16 protein-coding genes and 1 pseudogene are annotated in these 16,576 nt (G+C 46.8%); 16 read left to right on the top strand and 1 reads right to left on the bottom strand.

Annotation, left to right across the window (positions count from 1 at the left end; all coding sequences use genetic code 11):
- Positions 1–227: pseudogene (locus tag FYJ39_RS16425) on the top strand (class B sortase); the annotation flags it as partial.
- A 392-nt stretch (positions 228–619) separates the two neighbouring features.
- Here FYJ39_RS16425 and FYJ39_RS16430 read toward each other — a convergent pair.
- Positions 620–3,691: a glycoside hydrolase family 2 TIM barrel-domain containing protein gene (locus FYJ39_RS16430; RefSeq protein WP_154473513.1), complete on the bottom strand. Its 3,072-nt coding sequence runs from the start codon at positions 3,689–3,691 to the stop codon at positions 620–622.
- 188 nt (positions 3,692–3,879) lie between these two features.
- Here FYJ39_RS16430 and FYJ39_RS16435 point away from each other — a divergent pair, with 188 nt between their 5' ends.
- The 15 genes from FYJ39_RS16435 (at position 3,880) to dxs (ending at position 16,530) form a co-directional block, all read left to right on the top strand.
- Positions 3,880–4,731, top strand: a complete 852-nt coding sequence (locus FYJ39_RS16435; protein ID WP_154473514.1) for a helix-turn-helix transcriptional regulator — start codon at positions 3,880–3,882, stop codon at positions 4,729–4,731.
- Between the two features lie 173 nt (positions 4,732–4,904).
- The gene (gene spoIIIAA / locus FYJ39_RS16440) at positions 4,905–5,981 is read left to right on the top strand and encodes a stage III sporulation protein AA (RefSeq protein ID WP_154473515.1); all 1,077 of its coding nucleotides are present in this window, start codon (positions 4,905–4,907) and stop codon (positions 5,979–5,981) included.
- Positions 5,972–6,499, top strand: a complete 528-nt coding sequence (locus FYJ39_RS16445) for a stage III sporulation protein AB (RefSeq protein ID WP_407923857.1) — start codon at positions 5,972–5,974, stop codon at positions 6,497–6,499. The genes spoIIIAA and FYJ39_RS16445 overlap by 10 nt, the downstream gene beginning before the upstream one ends.
- A gap of 34 nt (positions 6,500–6,533) precedes the next feature.
- Positions 6,534–6,728, top strand: a complete 195-nt coding sequence (gene spoIIIAC / locus FYJ39_RS16450; protein WP_154473517.1) for a stage III sporulation protein AC — start codon at positions 6,534–6,536, stop codon at positions 6,726–6,728.
- Between the two features lie 122 nt (positions 6,729–6,850).
- On the top strand, positions 6,851–7,237 hold the full coding sequence (locus FYJ39_RS16455) for a SpoIIIAC/SpoIIIAD family protein (protein ID WP_154473518.1): 387 nt from the start codon (positions 6,851–6,853) through the stop codon (positions 7,235–7,237).
- 35 nt (positions 7,238–7,272) lie between these two features.
- The gene (locus tag FYJ39_RS16460) at positions 7,273–8,445 is read left to right on the top strand and encodes a stage III sporulation protein AE (protein WP_287848157.1); all 1,173 of its coding nucleotides are present in this window, start codon (positions 7,273–7,275) and stop codon (positions 8,443–8,445) included.
- A 100-nt stretch (positions 8,446–8,545) separates the two neighbouring features.
- The gene (locus tag FYJ39_RS16465; protein ID WP_154473520.1) at positions 8,546–9,268 is read left to right on the top strand and encodes a stage III sporulation protein AF; all 723 of its coding nucleotides are present in this window, start codon (positions 8,546–8,548) and stop codon (positions 9,266–9,268) included.
- Positions 9,261–9,932 (top strand): stage III sporulation protein AG, encoded by a 672-nt coding sequence (locus tag FYJ39_RS16470; protein ID WP_353847332.1) that lies wholly within the window; start codon positions 9,261–9,263, stop codon positions 9,930–9,932. Before FYJ39_RS16465 ends, FYJ39_RS16470 begins: the two co-directional genes overlap by 8 nt.
- Before the next feature lie 18 nt (positions 9,933–9,950).
- The gene (locus FYJ39_RS16475) at positions 9,951–10,784 is read left to right on the top strand and encodes a SpoIIIAH-like family protein (RefSeq protein ID WP_154473522.1); all 834 of its coding nucleotides are present in this window, start codon (positions 9,951–9,953) and stop codon (positions 10,782–10,784) included.
- Positions 10,785–11,133: 349 nt separating this feature from the next.
- On the top strand, positions 11,134–11,508 hold the full coding sequence (locus FYJ39_RS16480; protein WP_154473523.1) for an Asp23/Gls24 family envelope stress response protein: 375 nt from the start codon (positions 11,134–11,136) through the stop codon (positions 11,506–11,508).
- 199 nt (positions 11,509–11,707) lie between these two features.
- Positions 11,708–12,199, top strand: coding sequence for a transcription antitermination factor NusB (nusB, locus tag FYJ39_RS16485; protein ID WP_154473524.1), 492 nt, complete (start codon positions 11,708–11,710; stop codon positions 12,197–12,199).
- Between the two features lie 3 nt (positions 12,200–12,202).
- On the top strand, positions 12,203–13,495 hold the full coding sequence (gene xseA / locus FYJ39_RS16490; protein ID WP_154473525.1) for an exodeoxyribonuclease VII large subunit: 1,293 nt from the start codon (positions 12,203–12,205) through the stop codon (positions 13,493–13,495).
- A gap of 5 nt (positions 13,496–13,500) precedes the next feature.
- Entirely contained in the window at positions 13,501–13,737 is a 237-nt protein-coding gene (xseB, locus tag FYJ39_RS16495) for an exodeoxyribonuclease VII small subunit (RefSeq protein WP_154473526.1), read from the top strand.
- A complete protein-coding gene (locus FYJ39_RS16500) occupies positions 13,727–14,638 on the top strand; it encodes a polyprenyl synthetase family protein (protein ID WP_154473527.1) in 912 nt (303 codons plus the stop codon). Before xseB ends, FYJ39_RS16500 begins: the two co-directional genes overlap by 11 nt.
- A 29-nt stretch (positions 14,639–14,667) precedes the next feature.
- Positions 14,668–16,530 carry a 1-deoxy-D-xylulose-5-phosphate synthase gene (gene dxs / locus FYJ39_RS16505; protein ID WP_154473528.1) on the top strand — a complete coding sequence of 621 codons (1,863 nt, stop codon included), beginning with the start codon at positions 14,668–14,670 and terminating at the stop codon, positions 16,528–16,530.
- The last annotated feature ends 46 nt before the right edge of the window (positions 16,531–16,576 follow it).

Here is a 16,576-nt window from a genome sequence, read left to right on the forward strand (position 1 = left end):
ACCAGGATGAAAGGGACGTGTTCCGCTTCTATGCCTATCCGGATCTGAGCGATCCTGGGTCGTTTTCCCAGTACGTGGACAACGTGGCTGCGGCCTCCCTGTACGATACGGGCGAAACAGCGGAATACGGGGACACGCTGCTGACCCTTGTGACGTGCAGCTATCATACGGAAAATGGGCGGTTTGTGGTGGTGGCCCGGAAAAGCCAAGGGAGACAATCGGAGTAAAGAAAAGTACTTGCAAACCGATTATACCACCGTGTAGCTACGTGCTTGGTGATGGGAATGCCCCCTAATGTTGATAAGATCGGCGGCTTAAGGAGGATGCTGTCATGCATGGAAAGGTGTATCGACAAAGGGAAACGGGAGTTACACCGTTCAAAAAATTCCTCCCCCGGCCAGGGGGAATACGGTCAGAAGTAGGAATTATACGATACCGTAAAATACAATAATGCGTTCACGTTCGCCCGGTGGGTTTATACCCTGCCGGGCGAATTTTGTTCTGGCTTTAGCCAGTTGAATGTGACGGAGTTTTTTGTGTTCCGAAAAATGAAGACACACGAAACAGAAAACCACCTGCTATGCGCAACATCATAAAAAACACCTCCCATATTGATATATTAATTATACCACAATGAAAGATTGTTATAGGGAAACAGTGTAATCTCAAAATCGAATTCCCTTTGTTCGAACCGGTATTGTTGTAATAAGGCAGGGCCGCAGCTATTCGAACCAATACCGTTTTGTGCGTAATCCAGACATAAAACTGTGCTGTTACATGTCTTCAATTCGTAATTATGTTTTTTGGCGGTCAATTCTTCCTGTGTATAGACAGAAGCATTGAAGGAGAAGGCTTTTTCTGAGAAAGCTCCGAATTGAGCGGTATCTCCTTCCAGAATTACATAGGAGCAATCCCAGTGACTTCCATTTTCCTGTGGTTTAATGTAATCTTCATGTAAATTAGTTACCTTTGCTGAATATATGCCATGGCTGGAGGCTTGGTGCTTATCACAATAGCTTTCCATCGGCCCCATTCCATAGTACTGAACATTGACCAGAGCTTTGTTGAGAAATAGTCTCAGCCCAAATCTTGGAAGCATTGGAAATTCCGGCCGGCGTTTAACCTTCATTGAAAGAGAGATACTTCCATCTCCGTCGACTGACCATATAGTATCCATATCCAAAATACGCTGTATAGTATCTGAGGAGAGGGACATTTGGCAATGAATATGAACCTGATTGTTTTTCTGTTCCAGTATTGTACTGTAAGCTCTGACAGAGGTCTTATCATACCTTGCTCTGTACCATTCCTGTTTGATGGTCATATCATTATCAGTTGGCGCACGCCAGATATTGATTTCCATTGGTTGTGAGAGCTGCTGTATGCCGCCCCATGTAAGCCTTGTAAAAAGACCTGTACGTTTGTCTAAGGAATACTGAAAGTTTTGACCTGTTAAGAAAACAAACGCATCGTTTTCTGCTACAAGGATTTCGTTCTGGCTTTGTCCAAACTGCTCTAACGCCTGAAGGGCAATCTGGTTCCTGCTATCCTTGTTCTTTAAAGGGAGTTCGTCGAATCCTAAAAGAGTACCTTCAGGAACCAGTGGGGCAGCTTTTGAAGAATAGTAATATATCTTTAAAAATGTTTCTCCTCTTTCTGGATAGGAAAGAGGAAATGCAATTACTGACGACTGCTGCGGTTCAATAGAAGGAGTAGGAAGCTCTCCCTCTTCAAGGACAGTTCCATCACAACTTACTTCGTATTTCATTCGTATATAGTCCTCTGTATTCGTAAAATCCAGATAATTATGAAACGTAAGCTGTTCCTTATAATAGGAAAGTGCTCTGACTGGCCGATAAACGTTTTTATATTCCAGCAATCCTGTATGTGGCCTTCGGTCAGGGAACACCAGTCCGTCCACACAAAAATTACAATCATGAACCTCTTCACCATGATCTCCACCGTAGTAGTAGACGCTTCTTCCGTCAGGAGTCTTCCCGTGCAGGATGGCATGATCGCACCATTCCCAGACAAATCCGCCGCACATGAGCTTATGTTTATGGAATAGCTGGAAATAATCCTCTAAATCTCCAGGTCCATTTCCCATAGCATGACAGTATTCAATCAGGATAAATGGTTTATCCGGATCATTGTTCAGATAGTCATTGATGTCTTCAAAGGAAGGGTACATTCTGCTAAAGAGATCAATGTTTGAAAAATCATAGTTGCGTTTATCGCTGTGGTATCTGGCGCTTTCATAATGTGTCAATCGTGTTTCGTCGAAGGTCTTTGTCCATTTCAGAGCTTCTTCAAAGGTGCATCCGTATGCACATTCATTCCCCATGGACCATATAACAATGCAGGGCCTGTTTTTATCACGCTGTACACAACGCTGAACTCTGTCTAATGTTGCCTCAATAAATTCAGGATTGTCAGAAATCGGCTCATTCCAATGCTTGCTTTTGTTTGTGAAGCTATTATCTTTAAAATAGATTTCAGATGGGCCATGGCTTTCATTATCGGCTTCATTGATAACCAGGAAGCCGTATTCATCACATAATTGATAAAAACAGGGGCAATTCGGATAATGGCTGGAGCGTATAGCGTTAAAGTTATGCTGCTTCATCAGGCTCAGGTCTTTTTTCATTTGGCCGGTATTGATTACAAATCCAGTTACCGGATCTGAATCGTGCCTGTTTACGCCTCTAAATACAATCGGTTTGCCATTAAAATGTACGATATTATGTTCAATATAGATTTCTCTTATACCAAGCCTGTCTACAATAACCTCATCTGGGGTTTCAAAAATAATCGTGTATAAATAAGGCTGTTCCGTATTCCACAAGATAGGATTCGGAATATCAAATTTCACATTGACACTTCCAGAGGCTTCTATGCTATCTGTTATTTTTTGTGTGCCCACAAGGCCGCCTTCCTTGTCGTAGATACTGACCCTTGCCGGCACTAGGTTCTGCAGATAGTGAATTTCTGCATTGACAGCAGCCAGCTTATCCGTATACGTGGTTTTAATGAAGTAATCAAATATCATCTGTTCGGGCCTGTGTAAAATATAAACATCCCGGAAAATACCGCTCATGCGGAATTTATCCTGATCCTCCATATAGCTGCCATCGCACCATTTTAATACAAGCACCGCAATGCGGTTGGTTCCTTCTGTTAAGGCATCTGTGACGTCAAATTCACTGGTCGAGTGGGAGACCTGGCTATATCCGATATAGCTTCCGTTGAGCCAAACATAGAAACAGGAATCCACTCCCTCAAAATTAAGGTACGCTCTCGGAGCTTCTTTGCATTTGTGATAAGTAAAATCATTCACATAAGCTCCGCAGGGATTGTTTTGAGGCACATATGGCGGATCAAAGGGAAAGGGGTAACGAATATTGGTATACTGATGTGTGCCGTAGCCTTCGTTCTGCCAGACTCCTGGAACCGGAATACGATCAAAGCCGCTTACATCAAAGCCGGTTTGAAAAAATTCCTCCTGAACATTATAAATACTATCATAATATTTAAAATGCCATAGTCCATTTAATAATTGAAAGCGGTCAGATAGATTTCGCTGTTCAATCAAGGAATACATGGCCTTTGACGCAGGAATATAGTAGCTGCGGTTGGGCATGGTGTTTTCATGCAGCACATGAGGATCCTCATAATATCTTGGCACAATCATATTAAAATACCTCCGTTTTTTCTAAAATTATATAGTTCATTCTTTTATAAAACCATGGATTAGATTAGACAAAATATGCACAAAATGATATAATCCTTCAATAAATCTGTGAAGGGATCATAGCAGCGTAACATACGCAAAAACAAACCAAAACTCATATGTAAAGCTTCTGAGAGAGGTGATGTAAGATGTATATGGATTCTGCCTACTGGCACAATGAGAAATTAGATTTTAAAGATAAAAGCCATCCGTTATTTGTAGGAAGCTGCGGCACGTATCGGTTAGTAAGCAGGCCGGAGCTATCTACATACCGCCCAAAGGGAAGACTGGATTATCAGATTTTATATATTGCATCTGGGAGGGCGCATTTCTACTTTAATGGGGAGGAAGATATAGTCTCCGCCGGAAATATAGTGCTTTACAGACCAAAAGAAGAACAGAAGTATAGCTATTATGGAATCGATCATACGGAAGTATATTGGGTGCATTTTACAGGAAGCGATGTGAAGCATATACTTGCAAAATATGGCATAACAGATCATATGCATAAGATTTATACAGGTACTTCCTTAGAATATAAACAAATTTTTTTGCAAATCCTTCAGGAATTAAAGCTGTGCAAAGAGGATTATGAGGAGCTGCTTGTACATTATCTGCATCAACTGCTCATTATGATCCATCGTTCGGTCAGCCGAAAGCCGCATAGCAAAGGCCAGACCTTTACAAAAGAGATGGAGGCTGCCGTTCGGCATTTTCATAAAAATTATAATAAACCTATCAATATAAATGAATATGCTGCGTCTCACTACATGAGCGTAAGCTGGTTCATTCGGAAGTTCAGGGAATATACCCATGTAACGCCTGCTCAGTATATGTTATCTCTGAGAATATCCAATGCCCAGACTCTTTTGGAATCGACTGATTATACGGTTGCTGAAATCGCTGCGATTGTTGGATATGATAATCCCTTATATTTTAGCCGGATTTTTAAAAAGCAAAACGGAATGTCTCCAACGGATTTTCGTAAGCAGCTGCTATAGAGAAAATGGGGATTTGGAAGCATTTCGTAAACTCTCCTTTTGCTTTTTATGCCAAGAGCCTGACTTGCCTGGCGAATGACATTCCAGGCAATCGGAAGCTGCCGTTTTTTGTGTACACCTATAGTCATATTTTTATGCATGTCTCATATATTGAGGTAAAAGGGGTGAAAAGGATGGAGCGGAAGGAAGAGATTTTGAAAATTTTTCCCAGGGAGCTGCGTTCTCTTTTGGGACAGGTTGCCGGGGATTTTAAGAATGTGCAGGAGATCCGGCTAAGAGCCGGACAGCCTCTGATGATGATCATAGGGGATAAGGAGTTCTTGGTTAAAAAAAATGGCGGGCTGGAGGCCGGAGATCAGATTCACGCGGGAGGTGAAGAGAAGGGGGCTCTTAGGCAGGAGGCAGTCTGGGAAGCATTTTATCTGGTGACTCCAAAACAGATGAAGGAGACGGTTGAGTATATGGGGAATTTCTCTCTGTATGCAGCGGAGGAGGAGCTTCGCCAGGGCTTTTTAACCATACAGGGCGGGCACCGGGTGGGAGTGGCAGGAAGAACACTGGCTCAGGGGCAGGATATTCGTCTGATGAAATTTATCTCTTTTATCAATGTGAGGGTGGCACATGAGATGGTGGGATGTGCAGATGGGATTATGGACTACCTGTATTCAGAGAGTGGCGAAGCGTTTTTAAATACATTGATTATATCACCTCCAAGGTGTGGAAAAACAACCCTTCTTCGGGATGTAATACGGCAGGTATCGTCAGGAAGGTATGCCGGTTTGTCTGGAGGAGGCGCTAAACATGGGGGGCCTTCTGGACGATGGATACCCGGCATGAGCGTGGGGGTTGTGGATGAGCGATCGGAGCTTGGGGCCTGCTATCAGGGGATTCCGCAGAATGATCTGGGGCCCAGGACAGACGTGCTGGACTGCTGCCCGAAAAGCCAGGGAATGATGATGCTAGTGAGGACGATGGCGCCCGGAATGATCGCGGTGGATGAGATTGGAAGCCGGGCGGATGTGGAGGCCATCGAATATGTAAAAAATTGTGGCTGTTCCCTGGCTGCTACCGTACATGGAAGCTCATTGGAGGACATACGGCAAAAGCCTGCTCTTAAGGAGCTGCTGGCTCAGACTACCTTTGAACGGCTGATCCTTTTGAGCCGGAAGGGCGGAGCCGGAAAGGTAGCCGGCATATGGGACGGGTCTGGAGCGGCGCTTTGGAAAGGAGACGAGAGGCTGTGGCGGTAAAATGGACAGGGATCTTCCTGGTGATTTTTTCGGCAGGTGGTTTTGGGGTGTGGTCTGCTATGGAATGGAAGGGGCGGCTGAGGCTTCTGGAGCTTTTGAGACAGATGATTTATTTTCTGAAGGGGGAAATTACATACAGCCATGCTCCCATAGCAGAGGCCTTGGAGCGAGTGGGAAAAAGAACCCATGGGCCTTTGGGAGAGCTTTTTACTGGGGTGGCCCAGAACATCTGCAATCAGGAGGGGGAAAGCCTTCAGGAAATATGGCGCAGGGCAATAAAGGGTTTAGCTACGGGGACGCACCTTCCTCTGACGAAAGAGGATTTGGAGCAGCTGTCCTGTCTGGGGGAATATCTTGGATATCTGGATGTGGACATGCAGGAGCGTACCCTTAAGCTGTATCTGGAGCAGTTGGATGTGTCTATCCATTACTTGAGGAGCAATCAGAGAGAACGGTGCAGGCTTTATACCAGCCTTGGCTTCATGGGAGGCATGCTTTTGGTGATTGTGATGTACTAGTGAACATTGTAAGAGGGAAAGTTGAGGAGAGCGAATGGGTGTTAATCTGATATTTCGGATAGCAGCGGTGGGCATTCTGGTTTCGGTAGTATGCCAGGTTTTAAAGCACAGCGGCAGGGATGAGCAGGCATTCCTTACAAGCCTTGCGGGGCTGGTGCTGGTGCTGTTCTGGATGATACCATACATATATGATTTGTTTGAAACGATGAAGAATCTGTTTTCCTTGTAAAGCGGACTGGCTTTACCTGTATGGAAAGGGGAGAAGCGTAAGAAGAAACTTAGGCCTTTGTGAATAGGAGCTTTAGGGCAAAGGAGACGGAGGTTCAGACAATGAAAGGACGGTGACTTAAGTTGACGATTATAACGGTAGCGGCGGCCGGAATTGCAACGATTCTTCTGGCTGTGCAGTTAAAGAGCATCCGGGGAGAGTATGCGGTTTATATGGTAATGGCAGCCAGCTTTTTTATTTTTTTTTACGGAACTGGTAAACTGAAGAACATACTGGAGACTTTGGAGCAAATTCAGAGCTACATAAAAATTAACAGCGTGTATCTTGTAACATTGCTGAAGATGATTGGAATCACTTATGTGGCGGAATTTGCTTCCAGTATGTGCAAGGATGCGGGATATGGCTCTCTGGGAGGACAGATTGAGATATTTGGGAAACTGTCCATTTTGGGTATCAGCATGCCTATACTTCTAGCTTTGTTTAAAACGCTGGAGTCCTTTTTGCAATGAAGGGGCTTAAAGGAAGGGCAAGGAGGGCTGCTGCTGTGATAGTTCTGGGAGCTGTTCTGGCCGGAACCGGCGCTGTGGCCGCCTATGGGCAGGAACAGATCTGGCAGGCAGAGGGGAAGCTGGATCAAACGGCAGAGGAGCTGGGGATCGAGGATGAAATGCAAGGGCTTCAGGAGTTTCTGAATGATGTGATGGGACAGCCGGAGAATTCATTTGGAACCTTCTCCTTTTGGGATCTGATGCAGGAGCTGTTAAAGGGAAATCTGACAGGTATTCTGGGACAGGCCGGAGCCGGGCTTAGGAATACCTTGTTATCGGAAGTGGAAAAGGGTGGACAAATGCTTCTCCAGGTAGCGCTTATTGGCATGATTGGAGCTGTCTTTTCGAATGTGTCCTCTATATTTAAAGGAGGGCAGATATCGGATACAGGCTTTTTTGTAACCTACCTTTTGCTGTTTACCTGTCTGGCCGCAGGGGTTGCGGCCAGTATCCAGATAGCAACCAGAGTTTTAAGCCAGATACTGGAGTTCATGAGGCTTCTTATGCCTGCATACTTTATGTCAGTAGCATTTTCAGGTGGAAGCATGAGCGCCCTGGCTTTATATGAGGGTATGCTGGGAGGCGTTACAGCGGTTCAGTGGCTTTGCGGCACTGTTTTGATGGCAGCTGTGAAGCTTTATGTGGTAATGGTACTGGGCGGTCATGTGGTGAAGGAGCCGCTTCTGACTAAGTTTACAGAGCTTTTGGAACAGGCTTTGGTGTGGAGCCTGAAGACGCTTGTAGGTTTGGTGATGGGGTTTCAGCTGATTCAGGCTATGATACTTCCCTATGCCGACGGCCTGGGACAGGCTGGTATGAAGCGGCTGATTGAAATTATACCAGGTCTGGGGCAGGGGGCCGGTGCGGCGGCACAGATGGTGCTGGGCTCTGGTGTGCTGGTAAAGAATACCATGGGAGCAGCGGCTGTGGTGGTTCTCGCTATGATTACCCTGGTTCCTGTGCTCAAGCTGATGATTCTAATGGTGCTGTATCAGTGTGTGGCGGCTGTTATGCAGCCGGTGTGCGATAAGCGGCTGGTTTCCTGTGTGTCGGGAATATCCAGGGGACATAAGCTGCTGCTGCAGATTGTGATATACTCCATGTTTCTATTTATGCTGGCCATTGGAATCACCTGCGCCTCAACAAATGTGAATTACTTTGCGGCTTAGGCTCATGAAACAGATCGTTACATCTGGAAGGAAGAAGTTTTGGCATATACTCTAAGGGAACATAAAGAAACGGATTGGAGGCGTTTGAAAAGGAGGAAACATGGAGGCCGTATACGGATGGGTTAAGAGCATGATTTATTATATGATTTTTATGTCAGCGGCAAACAACCTTCTGGCAGATTCCAAATATGAAAAATATATCCGATTTTTTGCAGGCATGGTTCTTATTCTTCTTGTAATAAGTCCTTTTACAGGAGGTCTGCGGCTGGATGAACAGATTTCCTCCATGTTTCAGTCTATTACCTTTCAGAATGACGCGCAGGAACTAAAGGCGGATTTGTGGGGAATGGAGGATAAGCGTCTGGAACAAATGATGAGCAGCTATGAAGAGGCTGTAAAAAGTGATCTTGTGGCTATGGCCGAGGCGGAGGGTTTTTCCTGTGCGCAGGCTCAGGTGATAATCGACAGGAACAAAGACAGCAGCCGTTATGGACAGGTAACGGATATACAGCTGGAGGTTCAGAGGGAAGAAATGGACGAGAAGGATCGTTCCTCTTATATGGGAAGCAGGCCTGTAAATGTAGAGGGCAATCAAATTGGCAGCATCCAGGTAAAGCCGGTCGCTTTGGGGGATGAAGAAGGAGCAAGCAAAGGCGGAGAAGGGTGGGGGAAGGAAAAGCCGAACCGGGCTAAAGCTTCCCAGGGAGACGGAAAGCCGGAAAAAGGGGCTCTCCAATCAAAAATCGAGGGTTTGACAGGAAAGGTGGCAAATTATTATGGACTGGAAAGGTCACATATCAAAGTTTGGTGGAAAAATGACTAAGGAGAAATGGCTGTTTTTGCTGCTGTTGGGAGTTTTATTGATGATATTATCCTTCCCTTTGCCAGGAGGCGAAAGGAGTGAAAAGAAAAAAAATGTTAAGGCCCAGTCTTCTGAAGCAGGCTTTGGAACAGGCGCCGTACCTCTGTGGACAGGAGAATCCCATGCATCCGGCACAGGAAACGGCGGACAGGAGGGAGATTTCGGCTCTTCTGACGGTAAGGAGGCCAGTCCTGTGGCTGCACCTGTTGGTAAGGAGGGAAGCTATGAGGCCCAACTGGAGGCCAGAATCAAAGATATCCTGAAATCGGTGGAAGGAGTCGGTAAGGTGGATGTTATGGTTGTATTAAAGTCTTCCAGCGAAAAGGTAGTGCGGGTAGATCGTTCCACTAGTACAAATACCACTCAGGAGAGAGATTCGGGGGGAGGCGCCAGGGACGTGACCAGCAGCCAGATGGAGGAGAATACGGTTCTGGCAGGCTCCGGCACAGGAACGGGAGGAAACAGCCCTATTATAGAAAAGGAGATAAGCCCTGAAATTTCAGGAATTATCATCAGTGCGGAGGGCGGGGGAAGCGGTGCTGTGAAAACTGAAATTTCTCAGGCAATGGAAGCATTATTTGGTTTGCCGCCACATAAAATAAAAGTATTAAAGAGGGTGGAATAAATAAAGGAGTACAGGTATATGAAAATCAGGAATATGAAGCAAGTAAAAGAGCACATGAAAGACATGAACATGAAACGCTTGTTCCGAAGAAACCAAATTATTATTACGACGCTGGCGGTTATGATTGCGGCCGCAGGCTACCTGAATTATGCTGGCAAAAAGGATCTGGCAGAGGGCAACCGGGTGTATGAGGCAGGCGCCATGGATATTTCAGATCAGGATATTTTGGCGGAGAATCAGGCCGCATCATTGAACGGCAAGGCAGATCTCATGGAGATTCCAAGCCTGGATCAGGATGCATCCGATTTAGATCCAACCAGCGGTAGCGCCCAAACTGAATCAGATACCGGTCAGATGGCTCAGGCAGACACCGGCGTAGAGGAAGCGACACAGGCAGGCGCAGATACGCAGCAGCCGGCTCAGTCTGAGAACGGCTCTTCGCAGACTGGTCTTGAGAATCCGGGAGAGGCTGTTCTTACCAGTGGTATGAATGTAGCGGATTACATAGCTAATGTACAGCTTAGCAGAGAGCAGATCCGTGCAAAGAACAAGGAAACCCTGATGGGGCTGATCAACAGCGCCAGCATCGACGAGGCTGCCAAGCAGCAGGCAATTCAGGATATGATTAAGCTGACGGAGGTTTCTGAGAAGGAAAATGCGGCGGAGACCCTTCTGATGGCCAAGGGATTTGCAGATCCGGTTGTAAGCATTACAGAGGATAAGGTGGATGTTGTTATCAACGCTCCCTCCATCACAGATCCCCAGAGAGCGCAGATTGAAGATATTGTAAAGAGAAAAGCAGAGGTAGGAGCAGATCAGATTATAATCACGCTGTTAAATATGGCGGAATAACAGCAGGAGAGCAGCCCCTTGGGCGGGAAAGAAACTGCCTGGGGGCTGTTTGGTTTGGTTCAGTCTTTGAACGCGGATTAGATTCCTTAACTATATAGACAGTTGCTTTATCGCTAGATTCGATTCTGTCTGTTACATAAATGCAATTAATCTTATTTATCAAGAATATGACAAGTGCAATAGCAGCGATCCAAATTAACACCTTTCTTATTTTCACTTAGCCTATCCCCTGAACCTTTATCCTTACCGGCTTCGTTCGCTGGTCATAATTATAAAAAGTAATCCTATACATATTCTCCCAGATTTGCTATAATACTAATAATTAAGGTTTGACAGGAGGTAAGTTGTGATGGCTGATGAAAATCGCAGTACCCATAAATTATATGAAAAGGATAAAATTGGTGAGGTACAAATTGCAGACGAGGTAGTGGCAATCATTGCCGGGCTGGCGGCTACGGAGGTGGAAGGCGTGGATTCTATGGCAGGGAATATCACCAATGAGCTGGTGGGCAAGCTGGGGATGAAAAACCTCGGCAAAGGCGTCAAGGTGGATGTGACGGAGGAGCATGTGTCTGTTGATCTGTCCTTAAATATCCGGTATGGCTTTAATATTCCCGCAGTCAGCGAGCAGGTTCAGGAAAAGGTAAGTGCGGCCATTGAGAATATGACCGGACTTACGGTTCTGGATGTGAATGTTAAGATTGCCGGGGTCAATATGGAATAGGGCATGTATAAGATAAAAAGGAAGCGTTAGATGAGAACACTCCCCGGAGCGTTGCCTGGGGAGTGTTTATACATTTTTTATTGTTTTTATACAACGATTTTGCTATAATGATTACAGCATAGCTCTTTTTAAAGGGCTTACAAGTAACAGGAAAGGAAAATGTACGAAGGGCCCCGGCTTTTTAGTACAAGCAGAGAAGATGACCAGAAGAGATTTGCGGGAGCACTGCTTTAAAATGCTGTTCTCGGCGGACTTTTATCCAACTATGGAGGAAGCAATCGCCCAGCTGGATCAGTATTTCCAGTCACCGGAGGAGGATGACGCAGACCAGTCAGGCGTTCTTGAGGTATTGCATAAAGTAGAACTAAAACCGGCTGACAGTGAATATCTTCAGGCCAGAACAGCAATGATAATGGAGAGGATACCGGAGATAGATGAAAAGCTGAACCAGGTAGCAGCCGGTTGGACGACCAGGCGGATGGGAAAGGTAGAGCTTACCATCTTGCGTCTGGCAATCTTTGAGCTGCTGTTTGATGATACCATTCCAACCAAGGTATCTATCAACGAGGCGGTAGAGCTGGCTAAAAAGTTCGGAGGAAAGGATTCGCCTGCATTTGTCAATGGGATTCTTGCAAGATGTATGCCTAAAGACGATAAGGGAGGGGATACGGACAGCCCAGAACAGGTATAAGCTATGGCAAGCGTTTATACTGTGACACAGGTAACTGCATATATCAAAAACATGTTTACCCAGGACTTCGCCCTGAACCGTATTTCTATTAAGGGGGAAGTCTCTAATTGTAAGTACCATACATCTGGTCATATTTATTTTACATTAAAGGACGGCGGCGCTCAGATAGCCGCTGTTATGTTTGCGGGACAGAGAAAGGGGCTTGCTTTTCAGCTGGAGGAGGGCCAGGAGGTTACAGTATCGGGAACCGTGGATGTATACCAGAGGGATGGCAGATATCAGCTCTATGCCAAGGAGATTACCAGAGAGGGCAGGGGAGTTCTCTTTGAGCGGTTTGAGAAGCTTCGGAATGAGCTGGAGGAGATGGGCATGTTTGACCCTATTTATAAGCAGCCCATTCCCAGATACGCGCAACGGATAGGAATCGTTACGGCTGCTACAGGAGCGGCCATACAGGATATTATGAACATTTCCGCAAGGAGAAATCCATATGTGCAGCTGATTCTATATCCGGCTATGGTTCAGGGGGAGCAGGCTAAGTTCAGCATTGTGAAGGGAATCAAGACGCTGGACGCTTTGGGGCTGGATGTGCTGATTGTAGGGAGAGGAGGAGGCTCCATAGAGGATTTGTGGGCCTTTAATGAAGAAATAGTGGCTAGAGCAATTTTTAACTGTTCTACGCCGGTTATCTCAGCGGTAGGACACGAAACGGATGTGACCATAGCCGATTATGTGGCGGATATGCGGGCGCCCACCCCCTCGGCTGCCGCGGAGCTGGCAGTGTTTGAATACAGCCGGTTTGAGGCCCAGGTGAATCAGTATAGGGAAATGCTGGATCGATGGATGGGACGTATGATAGAGAGGAACCGGTTCCGTCTAGAGCAGTGCAGGACGAAAATGAGGCTCCATAATCCGGTTCGTCAGTTGAACGACAGGCGTCAGAGACTGGCTGACATTGTAAATTTCCTGGAGAGCTATATGGAAAACAAAATTCAGGAAAATCGGCGAACGCTGACTGACAGAAGCATGAGCCTGAAACGCCTTATGGGGGAGGAGATGAAAGACAGCCGTCACAGGCTGGCTCTGATGGCAGGCAGGCTGGAGGGGACATCTCCTCTTAAAAAGCTTAAGGGGGGCTATGGCTTTATCACAGACGCATCAGGTAAGGGGCTTAAGTCCGTGGCCCAGGCCCAGGTGGGAGATATGATTGAAATACAGGTAAGGGACGGACAGGTGAGAGCACAGGTAAAGGAGATTGAGAGGGCGTCTAAAACGCTGATAGGAAGCGAGGAGTAGGGGATATGCCGCGTAAGAAAGCAGAGGAAACCAAGCCGGTGGAAAGCCAGGGCGGAATTGAAGAGAATTTTGCCGCTCTGGAAAAAATGATAGGAAAGCTGGAAGCTGGGGATAATACACTGGAGGAGTCATTTTCCTGCTATGAGGCAGGGATGAAGCTGGTGAAAGCCTTGAGCCTACAGATCGATAAGGTAGAAAAACAAATTCAGATATTGAGCGAGGGTGATGAAAATGAGTGCTAAGGAAATATTCAAGCAGGAACTAACAAAACGTACAGAGGAAATTGACCAGCTGCTGGAACAATATCTTCCCAAGGAGACAGGGCAGCAAAAAACCATACTGGAGGCCATGAACTACAGTGTGAGAGCCGGAGGAAAGCGGCTGCGCCCTATGCTGATGCAGGAGGTCTGCCGTCTGTTTACAGGTGCGGTTCTGGATACAGTGCCGCCTTTTATGGCTGCTGTTGAGCTGATTCATACCTCATCTCTGGTTCACGATGATCTGCCTTGCATGGATGATGATATGATGCGCAGAGGCAAGGCCAGTACCTGGGCTGAGTACGGAGAGGACATGGGGGTTCTGGCAGGAGATGCCTTGATGATGTATGCCTTTGAGACTGCCTCCTCCGCTTTTGAAGCATGTACAGAGCCGGGGGAGCTTTTGGCAGTAGGCAAGGCTATGGGAATGCTGGCCAGAAAAACCGGTGTATACGGCATGATCGGAGGACAGACGGTGGATGTGGAGCTGGCAGGAGGCCCTATTCCTAAGGATAAGCTGGATTTTATCTACCGTCTCAAGACAGGCTCCCTGATTGAAGGGTCTATGCTGATTGGAGCTCTTCTGGGAGGAGCGGCTGACGAGGACTGTAAGATAGTGGAGAATCTGGCTTCTAAGCTTGGCATGGCATTTCAGATTCAGGACGATATACTAGATGTAACAGGAAGCGAAGCGGTTTTGGGAAAGCCGGTTAACAGCGATGAGAAAAATTCCAAGACTACCTATGTGACTTTGGAGGGACTGGATAAGGCCAGGGAGGATGTAAAGAAGCTTTCCTGCGAAGCCATAGAGGAGCTTAATAAGCTGCCTGGGAATAATGAATTTTTAGAAGCTCTGATTCAGCTTTTGATCAGCAGGAAGAAGTAAAGTCAGATGAATGTTGGAGAAACAGCCATATGATATTGGAACGCATAAAGGGAACCAGGGAGATAAAGGAACTGCCTCCCCAGGAGTTAAAGGCCCTTGCTCAGGAAATACGTACATTTTTAATCAGAAGCATCAGCCGCACCGGAGGCCATCTGGCTTCTAATCTGGGGGTGGTGGAGCTGACGATTGCGCTGTATCGGACCTTGAATCTGCCTGAGGACAAGGTCATCTGGGATGTGGGCCATCAGTCCTACACCCATAAAATATTAAGCGGCCGCATGGCTGAGTTTGAGGAGCTGCGCCAGTACGGGGGACTCAGCGGTTTTCCGAAACGGAAGGAAAGCCCCTATGATTCCTTTGATACAGGCCACAGCTCCACCTCTATATCCGCAGGCCTGGGAATGGCCCAGGGCAGGGACATTCAGGGACAGAATTACAAGGTAGTGTCTGTGATTGGAGATGGAGCCCTAACCGGAGGCATGGCCTACGAGGCGCTGAATAATGCGGCCCGGATGAAGAAGAACTTTATTATTGTACTGAATGATAATAAAATGTCCATCTCTGAAAATGTAGGGGGCATGTCCCGCTATTTAAACGGTCTGCGTACGGGCAGCGGCTACAATGATTTAAAAAAGAATGTGGCGGATACGCTGGATCGGATTCCTCTGGTGGGTTCTGCTATGATTGATAAAATCAAGCGCACCAAAAACAGCATCAAGCAACTGTTTATTCCAGGGATGCTTTTTGAAAATATGGGTATCACCTATCTGGGGCCTGTGGATGGTCACGATATCCAGGCTCTTTGCAAGGTGCTGCGGGAGGCTCAGAAGCTGGATCATGCGGTGCTGGTACATGTTATTACTAAAAAGGGAAAGGGCTACCGGCCTGCTGAAAGAAATCCTTCTTACTTTCATGGGGTTGGGCCCTTTGATGTGGAAACTGGAAGGTCTGCTGCAGAGGGGGATTATCCTTCTTACACAGAGGTGTTTTCCAGAAAAATGTGCCAGATGGGAGAGCGGTATCCAAAGCTTGTGGCTGTAACGGCAGCTATGCCTGACGGCACAGGTCTTACTGCCTTTGGAAAGAGGTTCCCGGATCGGTTTTTTGATGTGGGAATCGCAGAGGCCCACGCTGTGACATCGGCGGCAGGAATGGCGGCATCAGGTCTTAAGCCTGTGGTGGCTGTATATTCCTCCTTTCTTCAAAGGGGCTATGATCAGGTGCTTCATGATGTCTGTATCCAGAACCTTCCAGTGCTGTTTGCGGTGGATCGGGCCGGTCTGGTGGGAAGCGACGGGGAGACGCATCAGGGGATCTTCGATTATTCCTTTCTGACCTCCATTCCCAACATGAGCGTTATGGCTCCAAAGAACTTGTGGGAGCTGCGGGCTATGCTGGAGTTTGGTATGGAGTATGACAGGCCTCTGGCTATCCGGTATCCCAGAGGACAGGCTTACAGGGGACTTAAGGAGTTTAAGCAGCCCATTGAGTATGGAAAGGGAGAGATGCTCTATGGGGAAGCAGATGTGGCTCTTTTGGCGGTGGGAAGCATGGTCAGCACAGGCGAGCATGTGCGGGAAAAGCTGAAAAGTGAAGGTGTTTCGTGCAGTCTTGCAAATGGGCGTTTTGTAAAGCCTTTTGACAGGGAGCTGGTGGATCGTCTGGCTGAAAAGCATCGCCTGATTGTGACAATGGAGGAGAATGTTTTGCAGGGGGGATATGGATTGGCTGTAACTGCTTACATTCATGAACATTTTCCTCAGGTGAAGGTTTTAAATATTGCGCTGCCGGATGCTTATGTGGAGCATGGAAATGTGTCTGTATTGAGGAAAGAGCTTAGGATTGACAGTGATTCCATTATAAAGTTTATGAAGGACGGCGGATGGCTTTGACGGGGCAGGGGTCATGTATGGAAGGTCAGACACCTTTACAGTCCCT

This window comes from Clostridium porci (genome assembly GCF_009696375.1).
Lineage (GTDB): Bacteria > Bacillota > Clostridia > Lachnospirales > Lachnospiraceae > Enterocloster > Enterocloster porci.

What these genes read in the sequence shown, in the direction of transcription:
- dxs (WP_154473528.1), top strand. Translation starts at nt 14,668, where the DNA reads ATGATATTGGAACGCATAAAGGGAACCAGGGAGATAAAGGAACTGCCT.
- spoIIIAA (WP_154473515.1), top strand. Translation starts at nt 4,905, where the DNA reads ATGGAGCGGAAGGAAGAGATTTTGAAAATTTTTCCCAGGGAGCTGCGT.
- FYJ39_RS16465 (WP_154473520.1), top strand. Translation starts at nt 8,546, where the DNA reads ATGGAGGCCGTATACGGATGGGTTAAGAGCATGATTTATTATATGATT.
- nusB (WP_154473524.1), top strand. Translation starts at nt 11,708, where the DNA reads ATGACCAGAAGAGATTTGCGGGAGCACTGCTTTAAAATGCTGTTCTCG.
- FYJ39_RS16475 (WP_154473522.1), top strand. Translation starts at nt 9,951, where the DNA reads ATGAAAATCAGGAATATGAAGCAAGTAAAAGAGCACATGAAAGACATG.
- FYJ39_RS16500 (WP_154473527.1), top strand. Translation starts at nt 13,727, where the DNA reads ATGAGTGCTAAGGAAATATTCAAGCAGGAACTAACAAAACGTACAGAG.
- FYJ39_RS16430 (WP_154473513.1), bottom strand. Translation starts at nt 3,691, where the DNA reads ATGATTGTGCCAAGATATTATGAGGATCCTCATGTGCTGCATGAAAAC.
- xseA (WP_154473525.1), top strand. Translation starts at nt 12,203, where the DNA reads ATGGCAAGCGTTTATACTGTGACACAGGTAACTGCATATATCAAAAAC.
- FYJ39_RS16480 (WP_154473523.1), top strand. Translation starts at nt 11,134, where the DNA reads ATGGCTGATGAAAATCGCAGTACCCATAAATTATATGAAAAGGATAAA.
- spoIIIAC (WP_154473517.1), top strand. Translation starts at nt 6,534, where the DNA reads ATGGGTGTTAATCTGATATTTCGGATAGCAGCGGTGGGCATTCTGGTT.
- xseB (WP_154473526.1), top strand. Translation starts at nt 13,501, where the DNA reads ATGCCGCGTAAGAAAGCAGAGGAAACCAAGCCGGTGGAAAGCCAGGGC.
- FYJ39_RS16470 (WP_353847332.1), top strand. Translation starts at nt 9,261, where the DNA reads ATGACTAAGGAGAAATGGCTGTTTTTGCTGCTGTTGGGAGTTTTATTG.
- FYJ39_RS16435 (WP_154473514.1), top strand. Translation starts at nt 3,880, where the DNA reads ATGTATATGGATTCTGCCTACTGGCACAATGAGAAATTAGATTTTAAA.